General features: G+C 68.5%; 15 protein-coding genes. 7 read left to right on the top strand and 8 right to left on the bottom strand.

Translation table 11 applies throughout. The annotated features are described in order from the left end of the window. Window positions 1-260 precede the first annotated feature (260 nt). From AB0M62_RS29945 to AB0M62_RS29935, 3 genes are all read right to left on the bottom strand, one after another. The gene (locus AB0M62_RS29945; RefSeq protein WP_366077454.1) at window positions 261-2567 is read right to left on the bottom strand and encodes a SpoIIE family protein phosphatase; all 2307 of its coding nucleotides are present in this window, start codon (window positions 2565-2567) and stop codon (window positions 261-263) included. Between the two features lie 354 nt (window positions 2568-2921). Then, on the bottom strand, window positions 2922-3275 hold the full coding sequence (locus AB0M62_RS29940) for a TraR/DksA C4-type zinc finger protein (protein WP_366077453.1): 354 nt from the start codon (window positions 3273-3275) through the stop codon (window positions 2922-2924). Window positions 3276-3903: 628 nt separating this feature from the next. Beyond that, a complete protein-coding gene (locus AB0M62_RS29935; protein WP_366077452.1) occupies window positions 3904-5139 on the bottom strand; it encodes an FAD-dependent oxidoreductase in 1236 nt (411 codons plus the stop codon). 105 nt (window positions 5140-5244) lie between these two features. Here AB0M62_RS29935 and AB0M62_RS29930 point away from each other — a divergent pair, with 105 nt between their 5' ends. Continuing rightward, the gene (locus tag AB0M62_RS29930; RefSeq protein ID WP_366077451.1) at window positions 5245-6471 is read left to right on the top strand and encodes a cytochrome P450; all 1227 of its coding nucleotides are present in this window, start codon (window positions 5245-5247) and stop codon (window positions 6469-6471) included. Between the two features lie 109 nt (window positions 6472-6580). Here the strand turns inward: AB0M62_RS29930 and AB0M62_RS29925 are convergent, their stop codons facing one another. The 5 genes from AB0M62_RS29925 to AB0M62_RS29905 all read right to left on the bottom strand — a co-directional run bounded on the left by AB0M62_RS29925 (window position 6581) and on the right by AB0M62_RS29905 (window position 10807). Continuing rightward, window positions 6581-7423: a cytochrome c oxidase assembly protein gene (locus tag AB0M62_RS29925; RefSeq protein ID WP_366077450.1), complete on the bottom strand. Its 843-nt coding sequence runs from the start codon at window positions 7421-7423 to the stop codon at window positions 6581-6583. Next, window positions 7420-7992: a DUF2243 domain-containing protein gene (locus AB0M62_RS29920; protein ID WP_366077449.1), complete on the bottom strand. Its 573-nt coding sequence runs from the start codon at window positions 7990-7992 to the stop codon at window positions 7420-7422. The genes AB0M62_RS29925 and AB0M62_RS29920 overlap by 4 nt, the downstream gene beginning before the upstream one ends. 303 nt (window positions 7993-8295) lie before the next feature. Continuing rightward, a complete protein-coding gene (locus tag AB0M62_RS29915) occupies window positions 8296-9357 on the bottom strand; it encodes a hypothetical protein (protein WP_366077448.1) in 1062 nt (353 codons plus the stop codon). Next, window positions 9354-10235, bottom strand: a complete 882-nt coding sequence (locus tag AB0M62_RS29910) for an ABC transporter ATP-binding protein (protein ID WP_366077475.1) — start codon at window positions 10233-10235, stop codon at window positions 9354-9356. Before AB0M62_RS29910 ends, AB0M62_RS29915 begins: the two co-directional genes overlap by 4 nt. A gap of 92 nt (window positions 10236-10327) precedes the next feature. Further along, window positions 10328-10807 (bottom strand): GntR family transcriptional regulator, encoded by a 480-nt coding sequence (locus tag AB0M62_RS29905; RefSeq protein ID WP_366077447.1) that lies wholly within the window; start codon window positions 10805-10807, stop codon window positions 10328-10330. Between the two features lie 1087 nt (window positions 10808-11894). Between AB0M62_RS29905 and ctaD the strand changes: the two genes are divergently transcribed. The 6 genes from ctaD to AB0M62_RS29875 form a co-directional block, all read left to right on the top strand. Beyond that, window positions 11895-13625 carry a cytochrome c oxidase subunit I gene (ctaD, locus tag AB0M62_RS29900; protein WP_366077474.1) on the top strand — a complete coding sequence of 577 codons (1731 nt, stop codon included), beginning with the start codon at window positions 11895-11897 and terminating at the stop codon, window positions 13623-13625. After that, window positions 13622-14005 (top strand): hypothetical protein, encoded by a 384-nt coding sequence (locus AB0M62_RS29895; protein ID WP_366077446.1) that lies wholly within the window; start codon window positions 13622-13624, stop codon window positions 14003-14005. The genes ctaD and AB0M62_RS29895 overlap by 4 nt, the downstream gene beginning before the upstream one ends. A gap of 293 nt (window positions 14006-14298) precedes the next feature. Continuing rightward, window positions 14299-14673, top strand: coding sequence for a DUF6479 family protein (locus tag AB0M62_RS29890; RefSeq protein WP_366077445.1), 375 nt, complete (start codon window positions 14299-14301; stop codon window positions 14671-14673). A gap of 854 nt (window positions 14674-15527) precedes the next feature. Further along, window positions 15528-16310 carry a methyltransferase gene (locus AB0M62_RS29885; protein WP_366077444.1) on the top strand — a complete coding sequence of 261 codons (783 nt, stop codon included), beginning with the start codon at window positions 15528-15530 and terminating at the stop codon, window positions 16308-16310. An 84-nt stretch (window positions 16311-16394) separates the two neighbouring features. Further along, a complete protein-coding gene (locus AB0M62_RS29880) occupies window positions 16395-16763 on the top strand; it encodes a hypothetical protein (RefSeq protein ID WP_366077443.1) in 369 nt (122 codons plus the stop codon). A gap of 642 nt (window positions 16764-17405) precedes the next feature. Continuing rightward, on the top strand, window positions 17406-18485 hold a 1080-nt coding region (locus AB0M62_RS29875; protein WP_366077442.1), incomplete at its 3' end, for an IS4 family transposase.

Here is an 18485-nt window from a genome sequence, read left to right as displayed (position 1 = left end):
TGCGTACGCGGCCGGCCCGGGAGAGGTTCCTGGGCCGGCCGCCCGCGTGCGGGAGTCGGTCGGCCGTCAGGCTTCCCGCGGCCGGGCGGCAGCCCGACTGCCGTATCCCGTGGAGTGCCCGGCGCTCCAGTGCTTCGATGCGGAAAGCGACAGACAGCGGCAGTTCTGGAGGACCGCAGCCGAATCGGCGCGGCTGACTGCCACCGGCGCGAGCGAGGTGCCGTAGTCGGCGCCTCGGGCCCGACGAGATCGTATCGGGGTCATGTGGAGAGGGTTGACGCCTCTGTTGGTTGTTCTGCCCAGACGGTTTTTCCTTGCGTCTGGTAGCGGGTGCCCCACTGGTCCGCGAGGCTCGCGATGATGAACAGTCCTCGGCCTGTCTCGTCGATGGTGCGGGCATGTTTGACGTGCGGGGCGCTGGGAGCGGTGTCGCTTACCTCGCAGGTCAGCATCCGCTCTAAGATCAGGCGTAGTTGCAGAGGCGGAGCTCCGTAGCGGACCGCGTTGCCGACGAGCTCGCTGACGATGAGCTCGGTGGTGAACGTCGTTTCCTCGTCCATGCCCCAAGCTTCAAGCTGGCGGCGGGCCGCTGTGCGGGCGATCGGTGCGGCCTCGGGGTTCGCGGGTAGTGAGCGGGTCAGTACCCGGTCCGTGGGGAGCGCCTTCGTGCGGGCGAGCAGCATCAGCGTCTCGCCGGTCCGGTGGCCGCTTGTGAGTGTGCGCGCGATGTCGTCGCGCAGGTTGGGCAGGGGCCCTGTGCCGGCGCCGTCCAGCAGTGGACGCACTGGACCGGACGGCGCCAGGAGCTCGTCGGCGAGCGCGGCCGTGCCCATCGCGAGGATGCTTCCTTCGGGGAGGTCGACGGTGGTCGCGGGGAATGGGGCGGTGTCCCTTCCGGCGAGTGGGGGACCTGGAGGGACGGGCAGGCCGGCCGAGGTGCCGTCGGGAAAGACGGCGACCGGCTCCGGGAGGCCGGCGCGGGCGATGGTGCAGGTGAGATCGACCGGGTCGTAGATCGCGATGGCGCAGCCGGCGGTGAGCGGCTCACGGTTGAGGGGATCCATGGGAGGCAGTGCGGCGCGCGCGGCGGCGAAACGGGCTGTGGTGTCGCTCAAGCGGGCCAGCAGCTCGTCGGGCTGCAGGTCCAGGGCGGCGAGTGTATGGATGGCCGTCCGTAGGAGTCCCATCATGATGGCTGCGGGAATGCCCCGCCCTGCCACGTCGCCGACGATCAACGCGGTCCGTGCGCCGGGCAGCGCGATCGCGTCGAACCACGCCCCGCCGCCCTCCGGGCCGGGAAGGTGCAGTGGGGAGATCTCCACGGTGGTCTGTGTGGCCGGTTGCTGGGGGAGAAGCCTGCGCTGGACGGTCGACGCGATAATCCACTGGCGCATGTACTGACGGGCGTTGTCGATGCAGAGCGCAGCGTGCGCACACACCGCGGACGCCACCGCGACATCATCCCATTCGAAGGGGTCCTCCTGCTGGTGACGGTAGAAGCTGACCACGCCCAGGGCCTGACCGTGCAACGCCAGCGGTGCCACGATCAGGGAGTGGGCACCGGATCGCCTGATGGCGTCGGCTCGGGCTGGGTCGGCGGCCAGCCACGAGCTGTCCTGCTCGATCGAGACGAGGCGCGGCCGAAGGTCGGACAGGACGCGCGAGAAGGGGGTGCCGGTCGGCACGGGGCGCACGTCTCCGACCGGGTGGGCAGGGACGCGGCCTTGGAAGGCTGCTCGGCGCAGTGGAACGTCCCGGTGGACGGGGACCAGGGGAGGGTCCTCTCCGCGGACGACGTCTTCCACCACCTCGACATCGGCGATGCCCGCGAAGGCGGGCACTACCGCATCCACCAGCTCCCAGCAGACATCCATCACGTTCAGCCGGTGTCCCACTCGTGTGCGGACCATGTCCAGGAGGGCCAAGCGGTCCTGTGCGTACTCTCGCTCCGTGACGTCGACCGTGAATGCCACCAGTCCGAGCACATGGCCGTGGGAGCCCTCCAAGCGGAAGTAGGAGATGGAGTGGAGTCGCCGCTTGTGCTGGTCTGGTGCCTCGAGGCCCCGGACGAGCCGGTTCACTACCGGCTCTCCGCTTTCCAGGACCCTGCGCGCCACGGCGGCTTCTTCCCCGGGGTCTTCGAGTTCACACGCCTCGGTGAAATGCTTGCCCAGCAGGTGTCCCACCGGCGTGTCACGCAGCCCACGGGTGGCGGTGCTCATGCGGACCACGCGCAGCTGATCGTCGAGGACATGCAGTCCCACTGGTGACTGAGTGAACATGGCCTTCAAGATCGCCACGTCCCTCCCCGACATCGTGTCCCCTGCTGCGAGCACCTGCCACACCACGGAGGTACCTCGCAACACCGGCTTGACCAGCACCGCGGGCCCCTTCGAGAGTCTTTCCCCCCGCCATTCGCCGTCAGCGGCGACCTCGCGCATGAGCGCAGTGACGGACTGGCCGACGGCCTCCTCGGCGGACCACCCGAACAGCTCCTCCGCCGTCCGCCCCCACTCGACCACCCGACCAACCTCATCGATGAGTACGAGCACGTCACCGCTGGCCATCGGAAAGCACCTCCGCATCCATCCCCTGGGCTCCCTGCACGACGACGAGTTCGACCTCGACGAATCAAACGCGGGGCAGCAAGCCGCCGCGTTCACCTCCGACCGTGAGTTCGCCGCCTACGACATGACGCCCGAAGAGATTGCGTCCGCCGGGGAGCGCACGGCGGGCAGTGGGCGTTCGCAACCCAGTCGCCACGCCCTGGCCGCCGGATTGGGGGCGGCCAGATTCGCCATGGCGGGCTGGTGTCAGGCAGGGTTCGCAGCATCGGCATGGGGGATGCCGGCAGGCAGCCTCGTTGCCTTCTCGCCGTCGCTGACGGCGTCCCGCGTTCCACTGCGGCTCGTCCGTGGTCTTCACTGGCGGGAGCGATCGTCCTGGCATCGGACGCACCGCTTCAAGTGCGGCACGGCGAGCATACGTTCCCGGTCCATCGGCCGCCCGCAGGTGAGGCAGAGTCCGTACGTGCCGTCGTCGAGCCGGCCCACTGCGGCGACCGTCAGGGCGAGGAGGAAGCCGGCGCGGTCCCGCCCACTCCGTAGCTGGTCGAGCGACGTAGTCGTCGCACCGGCGTCAGCAGCGTCCAGGTCGCAGTCCTCGTACAGAACCGATGCGACCGTCTCACTGTCGGCCAGCTCCCTGCGCAGCCGCTCGGCCTGCGCGTTCAGCATGGCCCTGACTGCGTGCAGGTCGACGGTCCGCACAGGCACAGCCGTGTCTCCGTCCGAACGCTCAGTGATGGTCGGGTTGCTGCTCCGCCGGTGTGCCACCACTTTCTCCTCCGCCTTTGTTCCCGCGATCCGTGCCGTGCGGGGAGGCCTTCTTCGGCGCCTTCGTGCCCCGATGGGCCGCCTTGCGTGGCTGGCTGCCGTCCTGCGGAGTGGCGCCGCCCTTGTCGCTGCGGCACAACGCGGGCTGCTGGGGATTCGACATCTGCCCGCCTCTTCGGAGAAAACGTGCCCCCCGTATCTCTGCTGAAACCGCCTCATCCCGGGCGGTGGTACCGCGGCGGGCGGCACCAGTTGGTATCGCCCCTCCCTCCCAGCACCCTCCCTCCCAGCACCCTCCCTCCCAGCACCCGCCCTCCCGGCAGCGCCGCGGCCGGACACCGGCGCAGCCGTAGGCGGGGCCGGACGGGGATGCGACGGCGCCCGCCCGGACGCGTGCTCTGGATCAACGATCAGCGGGAACGCAGACGCGCCGTATTGCGGCTCTCCGGCCGTGACGAGGTCTTCGCCGGTCAGACGTCGGCGTCGCCGACTACTCCGCGCTCGCCGCCGTCGCCCGCCATGGAGGGTGCACTACTGGGACTGACCGGGCCTGGGCCCCTGCTACGGCTCACCGCACCGATGCGGCCGGCGGACGCTCGCGCAGGGCGCCGTACGCGATGAAGTACGCCGGCACACGGTTCAGCCACCGCGAGGTGGTGAGCAGCTCGGTCAGCCGCTTCGCACGCCGAGGGTTGCCGAAGGCCGGCCTTCCGGCCAGCAGCGGCTCGATGACCCGGGAGTGGGCGAACCGCTGAAGCGCCTGCGTCGCGGCCGTTGTGGGCCACCGGCGGCGCTGGACACGGCGTACGTGCCGCAGGCCGACCGCGTCCTCGCGCAGCGGCCCGACGAGATGGCGGGCGGCGGCCACGGCGTCCTCGACGGCGAGGTTGATGCCGATACCGAAGACCGGAGACATCGCGTGCGCCGCATCGCCGATGCACAGCAGCCCCGGGCGATGCCAGCGCCGGAGCCGGTCGAGCCGGACGTCGAGGAGCTTCACCTCGTCCCAGGACCGCAGCTCGTGCGCACGGTCCGAGAGCCACGGGACCGCGGCAGTGAAGTCGGCCATGAACCGGTCGAGACCGGCGGCGCGGCGCTCGGCGTCGGTTCCCTTGGGGATCAGCGCGGCGCACTGCCAGTAGTCCCCACGGTCGATCATGGCGGTGAAGAACCGGTCGCCGACGCCTCCCACGAGCCCGTGCGGGTCGCCCTCCCGGCGCGGCAGCCGGAACCACCAGGCGTCCATCGGGCAGGCGAACCGCCGCAGTCCCAGTTCGGGCAGTGACCGGGCCAGCGAGCCCCGGCCGTCGCAGGCCACTGTGAGGGTGGCCCGCAGCTCACCGGTACGGCCGTCGGACGTGCGGTACCGCACCCCGGCGACCCGGCCGCGCTCCATCAGGAAAGAGGTTGCCTCGGTGCTCATCCGTACGGCGAAGGACGGCTCCCGCCCCGCCTCGTCCACAAGGAGGTTGAGCAGGTCCCACTGCGGCACCATGGCGATGTAGTTGTACTTGCCCGGCAGCGCGCCGATGTTCCCGACGGTGACCAGCGAACGGTCCGGGCCGAGCGGCAGCTGGACCGTCGTCACCCGCCGCTGCGGCAGCTTGGCGAACCGCTCGGCCAGGCCGAGGTCGTCCAGCAGCGCGAGGGTGGACGGATGAACGGTGTCGCCGCGGAAGTCACGCAGGAAGTCGGCGTGCTTCTCCAGGACCGTGACCGCGACACCCGCGCGGGCGAGCAGCAGGCCGAGGACCATTCCGGCAGGTCCGCCGCCCACCACGCAGCACGTGGTCCGCTGCTCCATCGCACCCTCCCTTCGGTGAAATCCCGGGATCTACCGTGCTGGGATATATACCCTCAAACGTGACGAGTCCGACCCACCTGGTCGCGACATGCTCCAGGAGGCGCGATGAACCAGCAGCCGGTCCTACTGCCCTACGACGACCCGGCCTTCGTGGCGGATCCCTTCCCGCTCTACCGACAGCTACGCGAGGACGGCCCGGTGCGGCGCGCCGTCATCGCCGGCGGCCTGGAAGCCTGGCTGGTCACGCGTTACGAGGACGGCCTCGCGGCCCTGTCCGACCCACGGCTGAGCAGCGACATTCGCGACGCATCCGATCCCCGGCTCATTCGGCAGCTGCCCCAGACCGAGCGCGAGTCCATGCTGAGCAACATGCTCCGCTCCGACCCGCCCGACCACACCCGCCTGCGCCGCCTGGTCTCGAAGGCGTTCACCGCCCGCCGCGTGGTCGATCTGCAGCCCCGCATCCAAGAGATCGCCGACCAGCTGCTCGACGCGGTCGCGCCGGCCGGCCGGGCGGAACTCGTCACGGACTTCGCGCTGCCCCTCCCGGTCACCGTGATCAGCGAACTGCTCGGCGTGCCCGTGGAGGACCGGTACGACTTCCAGCGGTGGACCGACGACATGCTCCTGCGCGGGGCGAAACTGCCGGACCCGGCCGTCGTGGACGAGGCATGGCAGCGGATGCGGTCGTACCTGACCAAGCTATTGGAAACCAAACGGGCCCGGCCCGCGGACGACCTGCTCAGCGCGCTGATCACCGCCCGGGACGAGGAGCAGCGGCTCAACGAGGACGAGCTGATCGCCATGGCCTTCCTCCTGCTGGTTGCGGGATACGTCACCACGGTCAACCTGATCGGCGGAGGCATCGCCGCGCTGCTCGCCCACCCCCAACAGCTGAAGCTGCTGCGGGACGATCCGTCGCTGCTGCCGGGCGCGATCGAGGAGTTCCTCCGCTACGACGGACCGGTCAGCCCCGGCATCGCCCGGTTCGCGCGCGAGGACGTCAAGATCGCGGGCGTGACCGTCCCGAGCGGCGCGACCGTGCTGGTCGCCTCCGCCATCGCCGACCGTGACCCGGCTCGGTTCCCCGACCCGGATCGCCTGGACATCACCCGGCAGGACAACGCACACCTCGCGTTCGGACACGGCATCCACTACTGCCTGGGGGCGCCGCTGGCCCGACTGGAGGGCAAGATCGCCATCGGGACCGCCCTGCGACGCCTTCCCGGCCTGGCCCTGGACGTGCCGCCGGGCGAGCTGCGGTGGCGGCCCGGCGGGCTGCGTGGCCCCGCGCACCTGCCCGTCACCTTCACCCCCAGCGGGCCGTACTGACCGCCGACGCCGGCTACGCCGGCACGGCCACCCTCTTTGCCGCAGTGCACCGTACGCATGGCACCAAGCGCCGGGCCGACGGATCCACGGCAGATGATGACGACGGCGGTCAGGAGTGAAGGGCAGGTCCTGCCCCTGAGGCCGGTCGGGCCGCCGTCGCGGCGTGCCGGCCGGGGCGCCGAGGGCGCCAGGTCGCCACCAGCGCGGCGGCCAGGAGGAGTTCGGCGATGTCGCCGCCGTAGTACATGATCTCCGCGCCGCCCTGGACCTTGTCGACGGGCGCGCGAACGTTGATCCCGAACCCGCCGTACATCGCCTGCGAGATCACCGCGTGGGCTGCGATCGCCACGCCCAGCACCACCAGCCGCGCCGGAACTCCCGGCCGGGCGGGGGCGGGGTCGGGGCCGGCGATCACCCAGGCGAACAGGCAGCCGGCCAGCAGGAAGTGCACATGGAGCAGCCAGTGCAGCACCGGCTGGGCGGACAGCGTGTTGTACAGCGGGGTGAAGTACAGCAGGGCGAGGGTGCCCACGCTGAGCACCAGCGCGGTAACCGGATGCGCCGGCACATGGAGTGGCCGGCTCTGCACCAGAGCGGTCAGCCGCCGCCCATGAGCGGCGGGAAGGTTCCGCAGCAGCAGGGTGACCGGTGCCCCCAGCACCAGGCCGAGGGGGGCGTACATGCCGATCAGCAGGTGCTGGAGCATGTGGCCTCGGAAGTCGCCGTGTGCCCACGACGCCAACGGCGGCAGCAGCCCGACCGCCAGCAGCACGCACCCGGCCAGGAAGAACCCCGTGCGCCACCGGCTCCACCCGGCTTGCGGGTTCCGCTGCCGCGCCCGGGCGGCCAGCAGTAGATAGCCGACGGCGGGCAGCACGATGAGCGCAGCGGGCACCAGCACCTCGAGCGGCAGGCCGCCGCTGTCGTAGTGGGGTGCGGGGTGACCGATCATGCCTGTTGTGCCGCCCTCCCGGGCGCGTCACCTTCCCGGTCGTACGGAACGGCCCGACGCTGGATCATCCAGCCCACCGCGACCAGCACCGCACCCAGCAGCAGGAACCCCAGATCCCACCAGACCTGCTGATCGCCGGCGTAGACGTGGTGGATGCCCAGGATGTGGTGGTCGACGATGCCCTCCACCAGGTTGAACAGGCCCCAGCCGACCAGAATCCAGCCCCACAGCGCCGCCGACGTCCACACCCGGCGGCGGTGATGCGTCAACCGCGCGTACAAGATCGCTAGACCGGTCAGAACCGCCACCCAGCACACCGCGTGGAAGATGCCGTCCCACACCGTGTTCATCTCCAGGCCGGTCACCGTGTTCGCCGGGTAGTACTTCACCCCGATCCGGTCGACGTTGGTGCTGGTCAACATGTGATGCCACTGCAACAGCTGGTGCAGCAGAATGCCGTCTACGAAACCGCCCAGACCCACCCCCAACACGATTCCCGGCAACCGCAGCTTCCGGGGTCCCGCGCCTGCCGCTCTGTCCGCATGCGCCGCGCTCGTAGTGCTGCTCATCCCGACACCTCCACGTCGTCCGGCTCAACTACCCGCGACGGGTACCCGGGCACTCAGCTCTTCCCGCACGACAGGCCACTACCGCAGGCGGTGCCCTCAGTCCCCCCGTATGCCCACGCCGCCGCACGCCGGGGATCCGCTCCCCGCCCATGGGCGGGAATCTGTGTCACCAGCCCTGCACGGATCCGCTGAACACCGCACGCCTTTAGCCATGCGGGCGGGTAAACGCGTGCGGAAGGGCCGGACGGTTTCCCCCGCTCGGGCTGCGGGTCTCGATACGTCGCCCCAGCGGAGCCCGTCGGTTCACGCGCGGCGGCGTGCCCACCAGATGCTGAATGCGGTCACGGCCGCCGTCGCGGCGAGGAGCACTGCGGTCGTGGCCCACTGCAAGGGCCAGAAATGGGAGGCGGGGTGGTACTGGGCCCACACGCCCACGACGTCGTGGACCTTGAGGCAGTGGGCGGAGGCGTCGGTGAAGTCGCCGCAGGCACCGGAGGTGAAGTGGTGTCCCGAGGAGGTGAGGTAGCCGTAGTCGACGTTCCAGGAGCTGTAGGACTTATTGGGCAGGTCCAGGGGCCATGCGGTGGGGGTGAACAAGCCCAGCGGCGCGGGCGAGCCGTAGAAGTCGGCGGTGATCTGGTGGGCGGTGACCTCGCGGACGGGCCACAGATGAGGCCGCAGGAGGTTGAGGGCGACCCAGCCGACGACGCTGACGGCGCAGGTGACGACCATGGCCGCCACAGTGCGGCGCAGGACCATCCCGATCGCCGCACCGGTGACCAGGGCGAGCAGAGAAAACGCGACGGGAACCACGCCGACGTTGTTGAACGGCGGCGACTGGTACCAGTACATCCCCCGCAGCAGGGTGTCCGCCGGCCGCCACCACCACGTGTAGAGCGCGGATAGGGCACCGGTGCCGATGAGCGTGACCAGGGCGGGGACGCCGAGCTTGTACGCGATCCAGCGGGTGCGGCTGACCGACTGCGAGCACGACAGGGCGTACGTGCCGTTCTCCAGTTCGCGGGAGAGCAGCGGGCCGCCGAGGAAGACGCCGATGACGAGGGGGACGAAGGAGACGAGCAGGCCGGTGTAGTGCATCAGGTTGTAGAAGTGGCCCCGGAAGGCGTTCACCCCCTCGCACCGGGACTCGGGGGACTGGTAGACGCAGCCGGCCAGGTGGTGGGCTTCGATGTAGGCGACCATGTCGAGCCGTTGCGTGATGACGAAGACGGCGAACGCGGCGAGCAGGAGGAAGCCGGTCCAGAAGGCAGACCGGTGCTGGCGCCAGGTCAGCCAGGCGAGCCCGGACAGGTGCGGGCCACGGCGGCGTATGCCTGCTGCCGGAAGGGCCTGGGTGGCGGTCATGCGGCTTCCTCACTCGCGCCGGTGCGCGCGCTGGGGGTGAGCAGGGGTTCGATGTCAGGGGCGCGCAGGTAGGCGATCAGCAACTCTTCCAGGCTCGGCTCGTGGTGGGCCCACCGGCCCGCTACAGGACCTCGTGGCCGGATCAGGGCGGTGAGCTGGTCTCCCGCCGTGTCCGTCGACACGACGGTGTGCGGTGCGAGTTCGGGGGGAAGGCCCTCGCCCTGGTGACGGCCCATGAGCAGTGTGTGGGCGCCGAGGATGGTGTCGACCTCACCGGCGAGCCGCACCCGGCCGCCGGTGACCGTGACGAGGTAGTCGCACACGTGCTCCATCTCGGAGACCATGTGCGTCGACATCAGCACCGTGGTGCCGTGCTCGGCCACCTCGCTCATCAGCGCGGCGGTGATCTCGTGGCGGACCAGGGGATCCAGGTCCGACATCGGTTCGTCCAGCAGCAGGAGCCGGGGCCTCTTGCCGAAGGCGAGGGCCAGTGCGACGCGCGTGCGCTGTCCGCCGGAGAGGGTGCCGACCTTGGCGTGGAGCGGTATGTCGCCCTGGCGTACCAGCCGCTCCGCTTTAGCCTGGTTCCACCCGGGATTCAGTTCCCGGCCCGCCCTCAGCATCTCCTCCACGGTGAAACCGGGGTAGAGCGGCTTCCTCTGTCCCACGAATGCCACACGGCTGCGGCTGGCCGGCGTCTTTGGGGAGTCCCCGAAGACGCGGAGCCGTCCGCAGGTGGGTTCCAGCAGGTCGGCGGCCAAGGACAACAGAGTCGTCTTGCCGGCGCCGTTCGGGCCCACCAGAGCGCAGATCCGTCCGACGGGCAGGCGGAAGTCGCAGTCGTGCAGCGCCCAGTTCCGGCGGAACCGGCGTCCCAGCCCCTGGGCTTCGAGCGCCGGCGTCTCCTCGTTCGCCGCGGCGGTCCGGTGCGGTGCGGGATCTGTGCGGGAGCCTTGGTGTAGGGGGTTGTTCACTCTGCGTCCTCCGTACTCGTGTGCTGCATGTCGCTCGTTTCCCCGGTTGTCGGGACGTCCCGTGCCGACGGAGAAGCCTCCTTTTCCGGCGCATGGGGAGAGGCGCCGTACTCCTCGATGAGGGCCGTGAACAGGGCTGTCACGTCGTCTCTGTCGAGGCCGGCCGCGTGAGCTTCCCGCAGCCACTCACGCAGTCCCCCGCTCAGGGAGGAACTGGAAAGCGTCTCCGGCCGTGAGAGCGACCGGACGACGAAGGTGCCCGCTCCCCGCCGTGACTCGACGAGCCCTTCGTGCTCCAGCTCCCGGTAGGCCTTGTGCACGGTGTTGGGATTGATCGCGGTGGTGGCCACCACCTCCCGCGCCGTAGGCAGCCGGCTCCCCGGGACCAGCACGCCCAGCCGCATCGCCTGCTTGGTCTGCAGGACGATCTGCATGTAGGCGGTCACGCCGCTGCGTCGGTCGATGCGGTACCGCATCACAAAAAAAACCTTCTACTAGTGAACCAGTAGAAGCAGTAGAGCGGCTGATCCGCATGGATGTCAAACCACCCTGTTGCCATGGGGTTGCCATGGGCAGCCATGCATGACCAGTAGCAGCCGGCTCTTGTCTGCCCCTGCACTCACGCGCGCAACACCGCGGTCCCACGGCGATCACCGGCGCGGGAAAGTGACCAGGTGCGGGCTCCACAAGCTGGTGAGTGAACTACTCGCGCCTCCGCCCTACGCCAGCCGTGGCTATCCGGTCCGGGTGGACAGCCCCGGCTGGGCGTAGGCGGCGATACTCAGCCGCTCACACGGGGCGTTCGACCGAGGCCGCCGGGCGGCGCCCGCGAAGGGACAGCACCCGTCGCCCGCAACCGTCATGCGGATGCTGCGCGAACACGACGAGGCCATCGTGCCGAATCCATAAACCTGCTGGTCAAAGCCCTGATGGCGAGGACGGATGCCCGTGGGCGGAGCCGACAACGGTACGGCGGCCTTGTCACGGCCATGGCCGTCACCGCCATGGCCGGCGACGCCTGGTCTCCCGAAGCGTCTGTGAAGCCGAGTTCTGTGTGAACGTCAGTTTTGGGGCGTTGACGATGCGACTCTCCGTTGCAGCTGGCCACGGAGAGTCGCAGGGAAACAGGGCGGGATGTGTCGCTCCGAGTCGTACCGGCCCGACGCCGGGGGAGTGGTGAACGACGGGTTCGCTGACGGTGTGTGCGGTGAGTGGGGTCTCCTGCAGATAGAGGAGGGTGGCGTATGCCTGGCCGACAACCCTAGGTAATCGTGCAGACAAGGCCATGCTTATTTTCTCCGATGAACGTCAGCTGATGGTGAGAACGTTCTTCCAGCGCTTCATGCACCGACGTGTCCGCGGAAATCGGCCGACGGCTCGCTTCGCTGCGCTGCGCTGGGGAGGTTCGTCGGCTGAGCGCCGAGCAGAGCAAGAAACACGAATATGAGATGTCTGTTCGCGACACTCCTGTCGGCGACTGTGTCACCGGGTGCCTCGCCCTTAGCGTGGAACGGCGGCGCAGGGCCCCCTGCCGCTTGTGCTCGGCGCTCTCGAAGGATGCGTATGGCGACGTCGACTGAGCCTGTTACCACCGTGCCGGTGCGCGGCCGCGGCCGGGGCAGCGTGGTGGTGAGCTGGCTGACCACAACCGATCACAAAAAGATCGGCCACCTCTACCTGATCACGTCGTTCGCATTCTTCCTCTTCGCCGGTGCTCTGGCTTTGGCACTCCGGGCCGAGCTGGCCCGGCCCGGCATTCAGCTGCTGTCCAATGAGCAGTACAACCAGGCGTTCACGATGCATGGCACGGTGATGCTGCTGCTGTTCGCCACTCCGACCTTCGCCGGCTTCGCCAACGCGATCATGCCGCTGCAGATCGGATCTCCGGACGTGGCGTTCCCTCGCCTGAACATGTTCTCGTACTGGCTCTTCCTCTTCGGCGGCCTGATCGTTGTCGGGAGCATGTTAACTCCCAACGGAACGGCGGACTTTGGCTGGACGGCGTACACCCCGCTGAGCAGGGTTGAGCGGACACCCCAGGTCGGCGCCGACATGTGGATCATGGGGTTGGCGCTGTCGGGCTTCGGCACCATCCTGGGAGCCGTCAACTTCATCACCACGATCATCTGCATGCGTGCACCCGGCATGACCATGTTCCGGATGTCGATCTTCACCTGGAACGTGCTGCTGACCTCGGTTCTGGTACTGCTGGCTTTCCCGGTGCTCGCCGCGGCCCTGTTGGTGCTGGAGTCGGACCGGCGTTTTGGTTCCCACGTCTTCGCGCCGGAGAACGGCGGCACATTGCTGTGGCAGCATTTGTTCTGGTTCTTCGGCCATCCCGAGGTCTACATTCTGGCTCTGCCCTTCTTCGGCGTCGTGACCGAGATCCTTCCGGTGTTCTCCCGCAAGCCGATTTTCGGCTACATCGGTCTCATCGGCGCCACCATCGCCATCACCGGACTGTCCGTGATGGTGTGGGCCCATCACATGTTCGCCACGGGGGGAGTTCTGCTGCCCTTCTTCTCCTTCATGACCTTCCTCATCGCGGTGCCGACCGGGGTGAAGTTTTTCAACTGGATCGGCACCATGTGGAAGGGCTCCATCACCTTCGAGACGCCGATGCTGTGGGCGGTGGGATTTCTCGTCACGTTCCTGTTCGGTGGACTCACCGGCGTCATCCTCGGCTCCCCGCCCTTGGACTGGCACGTCACCGACAGCTACTTCGTCGTCGCCCATTTCCACTACGTGCTGTTCGGCACAATCGTCTTCGCGATGTTCGCCGGCTTCCACTTCTGGTGGCCCAAAATGACCGGGACCATGCTCGACGAACGCCTCGGTAAGATTCATTTCTGGACGCTGTTCGTCGGGTTCCACATGACGTTCCTCGTCCAGCACTGGCTCGGCGCGGAAGGCATGCCGCGCCGGTACGCCGACTACCTGGCCGCCGACGGCTTCACCGCCCTGAACACGCTGTCGTCCGTTGGCTCGTTCCTGCTGGGTCTGTCGACCCTGCCGTTCCTCTACAACGTGTGGAAGACCGCCAAATTCGGAAAGCGGATCGACGTCGACGACCCATGGGGCTACGGGCGCTCCCTCGAATGGGCGACCTCATGCCCGCCTCCGCGGCATAATTTCCTCACTCTGCCCAGGGTCCGCTCCGAATCACCGGCCTTCGATCTGCACTACCCACACATCAGCGCCCTCCAGCGGGAGAGCGAGGGCGGTCGCCGGGATGTCGTCGAACCGGGCAAAGGCGTGGCCTCGCCCGGTTCGGAGGGCGAGGCGGATAAATGACCGCCTTTCCTTCCAGCTCCGGGATGAGCCCTGAGGAGCGCGCTGCCGGGATCGCTCGCGTGGAGGGCTTTCTGATGGCTCAGGCCGAATGGGACCGAGCCCGGGCCCAGGCGCAAGCCTTCGCGGCCCGCATGCCCTGGCTAACCACCGCCCAGTACGAGGAAGTCGTCCGCCTGTACACCGAGGAGCGCATCGCCCTGTCCCGGCACATCTTGCGCGCCGCCGCCACCCGCGCCGGCGAACTACGGGCGGAATACGCGGCCCGCTACCGGACCGTGAGGCAGCGGCTGCTCTGCCTCACCGTGGCATCCCTCGCCGTCTCGGTCGCCCTGGTCATGTCCGCCCTCGTCACGTCCGTCCTGCTGACTGCTCACCGCTGAAGACAAAGTGAATGGGACGCACGGGCAGCACAGAGAACGGGGCGTAACCAGCAGCACAGCGCTACAGAGGTTGCCTAACCGCTACTCGCTGGCGCCTTCGGTTACTCTCCGCGGAACGACTGTGTGCTCTCTGACTCCGGGGCGCTGACGGGCCGCCCAGGCGGTTCCTGCAGGTGGAGCTCGGTCGCCCCCCGGTAACAGCGACGGACGCTTTTCTGTGAACGTGTCAAAAGTGAAAGAATGGGTAGTAAGGGGCATAGCGAAATGCCACCCTCTGTGTGGAGACAGACGCCATGAACGCCTTGCTGCATGTTCCGGATATCCAGGTCTCCCACCTGGCGGCGGGCTTCTCCACTGGAGCCGCTCTCTTCGCCGTCGGAATTGCCCTCGTCGCCCTTCTGACGGGCGCTATGTGGCTGGACGGGAGGCGGCGGGACGAGATGCCGCCCCCGCCGAAACCCGAAGAGCAGCCGAAGCCGCCCGACCACCAGACGCATCTCGAAGAGTTCCGGGAGTTGGACGAGGACCCCTTCCCGCACGACGGCGGGCGCCTGCTGCCGTACAACCTGAAGAATTACGGAACGCACGGTGCCGACCGGGTGCGCGAGGACAGACCTAAGCACGACGACAGCGGAGGCGCCTTTGGAAGCGGCGGCCCGGGCGGCTGAGGCAACATTCCAGAGGGCTCACCGCAGGCGAAGAGCCCGCACCGGGCGTCCCTGGGCGGCTCGCAGCTCTTGATAGCGCCTCTGCCGTCGCCGCTGCACACGCCATCCGGCCGGTCTCCGGCCCCGGGCGCATAGGGCGTCCGGTCGCGTGTTCGCGCCTCACTCGCCTGTGCTTCGCGGCGCGAGCTTGAGGCGTATGGGGCAAGCGCGGCAAAGGGAAAGCTACTCTCGTCCACCTTCCGTTCAGCATCGCCGGGTTCACGAGGGCCGCACCGGCTCGGCGGCAGCGTCATCTACCCGGTGTTGTGGTACGCGTCGGTGTTCCGCCAGCACGCACCCGGCCCATAGCCACCTTGGCCGTTTGAGCCGCCCTTCGCACCGGAGACCTCCATCCATCCCATGAGGCTCTTTGCTCGCGTCTCGGATGCCGCACTACCGGCACCGCCGACGGTCAGGCTCCGGTCCGGCTGCCCGGGTCGCCGGGCTCGTCGCGGTCGAGTGCCCCTTTTGCGTGCTCCGGCAGCGTGTGGTGAGCTCGGCAGACGGTGAAGTCCACCGATGCGGTCCAGCTGACGTCGTCAGCGGCGTCCGCCGCGGCCAGGACGGCGGGAGGAGCAGGTGAGTGACACCCGTCCCCTGGACATCCCGGCCTTCATCCGGATGCGCCCCAACGACATCACCGAGGGGCTGACCAGCATGGAGGACGACGAGACAGATCCGGCGCCGACGCTTGGCCGCCGCTTGCAAGGCCGCCGTGTACGCCCTTGGCACGACTCACCGTGGTGTTACAGGAGTGATTGCGCTCTGTTCCCACACGGCGAGACGGATCACGCACATCTCGTGGAGGTACGACGATGACCCCGCTCATCGACCCGGTGCGCACCAGGACCGACCGGGCGAGCCTCAGCCACAAGATCCGCTACACCGTGCGGCACCCCGACCGCGTCGTGCCCTACCTGCGCAGGCTAGGCCGTGACTGGAAGCTACGGCTGATCTTCCGCGACCACGTGGCGTACTACCGGGCCGTGATGAAGGCAGACGCGGGCAGGAGTCCCGCCGCCGCTGTGGGCAGCGCGTCTCAGCAGCGCTGGCTCGCTCTTGGCCAGATGCAGTTCGACTACCTGCTCCGGAACGGACTCGCCCCTGCAGACCGGATGCTGGAAATCGGCTGCGGCAACCTCAGGGCCGGCTGGCGCTTCATCGACTACCTCGATACCGGCCATTACCACGGCATCGACATCTCACCCGAGATCCTCCTGGCGGCGGGCGACACCGTTGCCGAGCGAGGGCTCCAGGACAAACTTCCCCGCCTCGGCCTTGTCCGCGACCTGCGCCTGGCCTCCCTGCCCGCCGGGTACTTCACGGTGGTGCATGCGCACAGCGTGTTCTCGCACTCCCCGATCGAGGTCATCGACGAGTGTCTGTCCCACATCGCGCATGTCATGGCCCCCAAGGGCTTCTTCGACTTCACGTTCAACCGCACCGAAGGCCGGGAGCACCACGTCCTGCGCGAGGATTTCTACTACCGCACCGAGACGCTGGTCGAACTCGCCAATACCCACGGACTAACGGCCCGCCTCATGGAGGACTGGGAGCAGCTGCCGCACAGGCAATCCAAGATCCGCGTCACCAGCTGACATGACGGACGAGACGCCACTGCCTGCCCCCTCACCTGCACGATGCTGCCCGTGCAGTGTGCGTGTTCCCCCGAAGGAGGTGCCATGGCCCGGGTAGCGGTGCAGGGTACGGATATCGTGGTGCGCCTGTCCTGGTGGGAGATGGTGGCAGCCCGTCGCCGTGAGGTACGGGTGCCCGTCTCCGCGTTGCGTGAGGTGCACGTCGAGCCGGACTGGTGGCGGGCGCTTCGCGGGGTGTGTGCCAAGGGCGCCTGGATCCCCGCGCGGTTTTGCGTGGGGACCCGGCATCTCCGGGACAGGATTGACTTCGCTGCGGTCCGGCCCGACGGGCCGGTGCTGTGCGTCGACCTGCGCCGCTCGGCACCGTTCAGCCGCCTGGCCGTCTCCGTCCCCGATCCGCAAGAAGCGATGCGCGCCCTGCTGCCGCTGGTTCCCCGGGGTCGTCTGGACTGAGCATGAGGGCCGACGAGCCGAGCGACGGCTGCGGGGCCGAGAACGTCCCCGGCGGTCACATCGCCTGTTTCCCGTCGCGGGGGGTGTCGGTACGGCGCGGCCGTATCGCGCCGCCGTCCGCCGGTTTCACGCCCTACCGAAGCGGCGAGGTCCGGCAGGTCCGCACCGGATTGGACGTGCCAGGGGAACAGATCTGCGGGGCCGGAATCTGGACGGCGGGGATGGCCAAGGGCTCATCGACGACATCCCTACCGTCGCCCAACTCACCGGCCGGATCGTGACCGCTGCCGAGCACAGGCCGTGAGCACCGGCTCGGTCAATGCTCAACGGGCGCCGGACACGTCATCGCGGTACGGGCGCCGAGAGCTCACGAGACATGCAACGACCCGCCCTGCCTCGGTCACAGCCAACGGATCAAACCGCCTGCCATCCCTTGTTCTTCGCAGGGAATCCCGGCCTTTAGGCCAAGGCCATGAAGTTAAGGCTTCTGGGCTGGTGGCAAGGGGCGATCTGGCTGAGTGCCGGACGTAGGAAGCGGAGCCCCGGTAGAACGGCTTGTCCGCCAAGACGAGTCGTTCAAGCTCGGGAGCTCCGCTGTCCGGTCAGTGTGTCATCACGCGTGAAATCACGGTAGCCAAGGGGTTGTTCGCACCTGGACACCTGGGGGAACTCACCCGCATCGTTCCCTTCGAGATGGTCGATGCCGTCCTCGCCGGGACCAACACGAGGCAGCGACGACTACGGAAACTGCCTGCTCGCGTGGTGGTCTACCTACTGCTGGCAGCCACCTTGTTCGAGGAGTGCGGCTATCTCGCCGTCTGGCGCAAGCTCACCGCCGCGCTGGACTCGATACCGATACCGACGATCACCGGGACGGCGTTATGGGACGCGCGGACCCGGCTCGGAGTACGCCCGATGCGGGCCCTGTTCGACCTGCTGCGTGGACCGGCCTCGGCAATCCGCACAAGCGGCGCCCGCTGGAAGGGACTGCTCACGGTCGCCATCGACGGCACCTACCTCGATGTCCCAGACAGCCCGGTGCACCGAACCCGCCTGGGCAAGGGATCCAACCAGTACGCCACCTCCGGATACCCGCAGATCTGCCTGACCACCCTGGTCGCCTGCGGCACCCGAGCCGTCATCGACGCCGCCTTCGGCCCCCGCACCAGCGGTGAGACCGTCTACGGCAAACGCCTCATGCGCTCCGTGCACCCCGACATGATCGTGCTCCTGGACCGCGGCTTTGCCACCAACACCTTCCTCACCGCCGTCGCCAGCACTGACGCCGCCTTCCTGGCCCGCCTGTCCGCCGTCCGCAAGCCCCCCGTGCTCGCCCGGTACGACGACGGCTCCTTCCTGTCCCGAATCGGCGCGACAGAGGTCCGCATCATCGAATGCGAGATCACCATCACCACCACGACCGGACGGCACACCGGCCTGTACCGAATGGCGACCAACCTCCTGGATGCCCGCCGCTACCCAGCGTTCGACCTGGTCAGGCTGTATCACGAGCGATGGGAAGTCGAGTCCGCCTACTTCGAGATCAAGAAGTCGATGCTGGGCCGGCGAGTCCTGCGCTCCAAGACCTGGCCCGGGATCGCCCAGGAGGTCTACGCGCTGCTGAGTACCTACCAGGCCCTGCGGATCGCGATCACCGATGCCACCGAGTCCGTCCCGAACACCGACCCGGACCGAGCCAGCTTCAGCATCGCCCTCCAGACC

The organism is Streptomyces sp. NPDC051219 (genome assembly GCF_040682335.1).
Taxonomy (GTDB): domain Bacteria; phylum Actinomycetota; class Actinomycetes; order Streptomycetales; family Streptomycetaceae; genus Streptomyces.
The sequence above is the reverse complement of the archived record's forward strand: the minus strand, read 5'-3'. Positions and strand labels throughout refer to the sequence as shown.

What these genes read in the sequence shown, in the direction of transcription:
- AB0M62_RS29945 (WP_366077454.1), bottom strand. Translation starts at nt 2,567, where the DNA reads ATGGCCAGCGGTGACGTGCTCGTACTCATCGATGAGGTTGGTCGGGTG.
- AB0M62_RS29935 (WP_366077452.1), bottom strand. Translation starts at nt 5,139, where the DNA reads ATGGAGCAGCGGACCACGTGCTGCGTGGTGGGCGGCGGACCTGCCGGA.
- AB0M62_RS29930 (WP_366077451.1), top strand. Translation starts at nt 5,245, where the DNA reads ATGAACCAGCAGCCGGTCCTACTGCCCTACGACGACCCGGCCTTCGTG.
- AB0M62_RS29925 (WP_366077450.1), bottom strand. Translation starts at nt 7,423, where the DNA reads ATGATCGGTCACCCCGCACCCCACTACGACAGCGGCGGCCTGCCGCTC.
- AB0M62_RS29920 (WP_366077449.1), bottom strand. Translation starts at nt 7,992, where the DNA reads ATGAGCAGCACTACGAGCGCGGCGCATGCGGACAGAGCGGCAGGCGCG.
- AB0M62_RS29915 (WP_366077448.1), bottom strand. Translation starts at nt 9,357, where the DNA reads ATGACCGCCACCCAGGCCCTTCCGGCAGCAGGCATACGCCGCCGTGGC.
- AB0M62_RS29905 (WP_366077447.1), bottom strand. Translation starts at nt 10,807, where the DNA reads ATGCGGTACCGCATCGACCGACGCAGCGGCGTGACCGCCTACATGCAG.
- ctaD (WP_366077474.1), top strand. Translation starts at nt 11,895, where the DNA reads ATGGCGACGTCGACTGAGCCTGTTACCACCGTGCCGGTGCGCGGCCGC.
- AB0M62_RS29895 (WP_366077446.1), top strand. Translation starts at nt 13,622, where the DNA reads ATGACCGCCTTTCCTTCCAGCTCCGGGATGAGCCCTGAGGAGCGCGCT.
- AB0M62_RS29890 (WP_366077445.1), top strand. Translation starts at nt 14,299, where the DNA reads ATGAACGCCTTGCTGCATGTTCCGGATATCCAGGTCTCCCACCTGGCG.
- AB0M62_RS29885 (WP_366077444.1), top strand. Translation starts at nt 15,528, where the DNA reads ATGACCCCGCTCATCGACCCGGTGCGCACCAGGACCGACCGGGCGAGC.
- AB0M62_RS29880 (WP_366077443.1), top strand. Translation starts at nt 16,395, where the DNA reads ATGGCCCGGGTAGCGGTGCAGGGTACGGATATCGTGGTGCGCCTGTCC.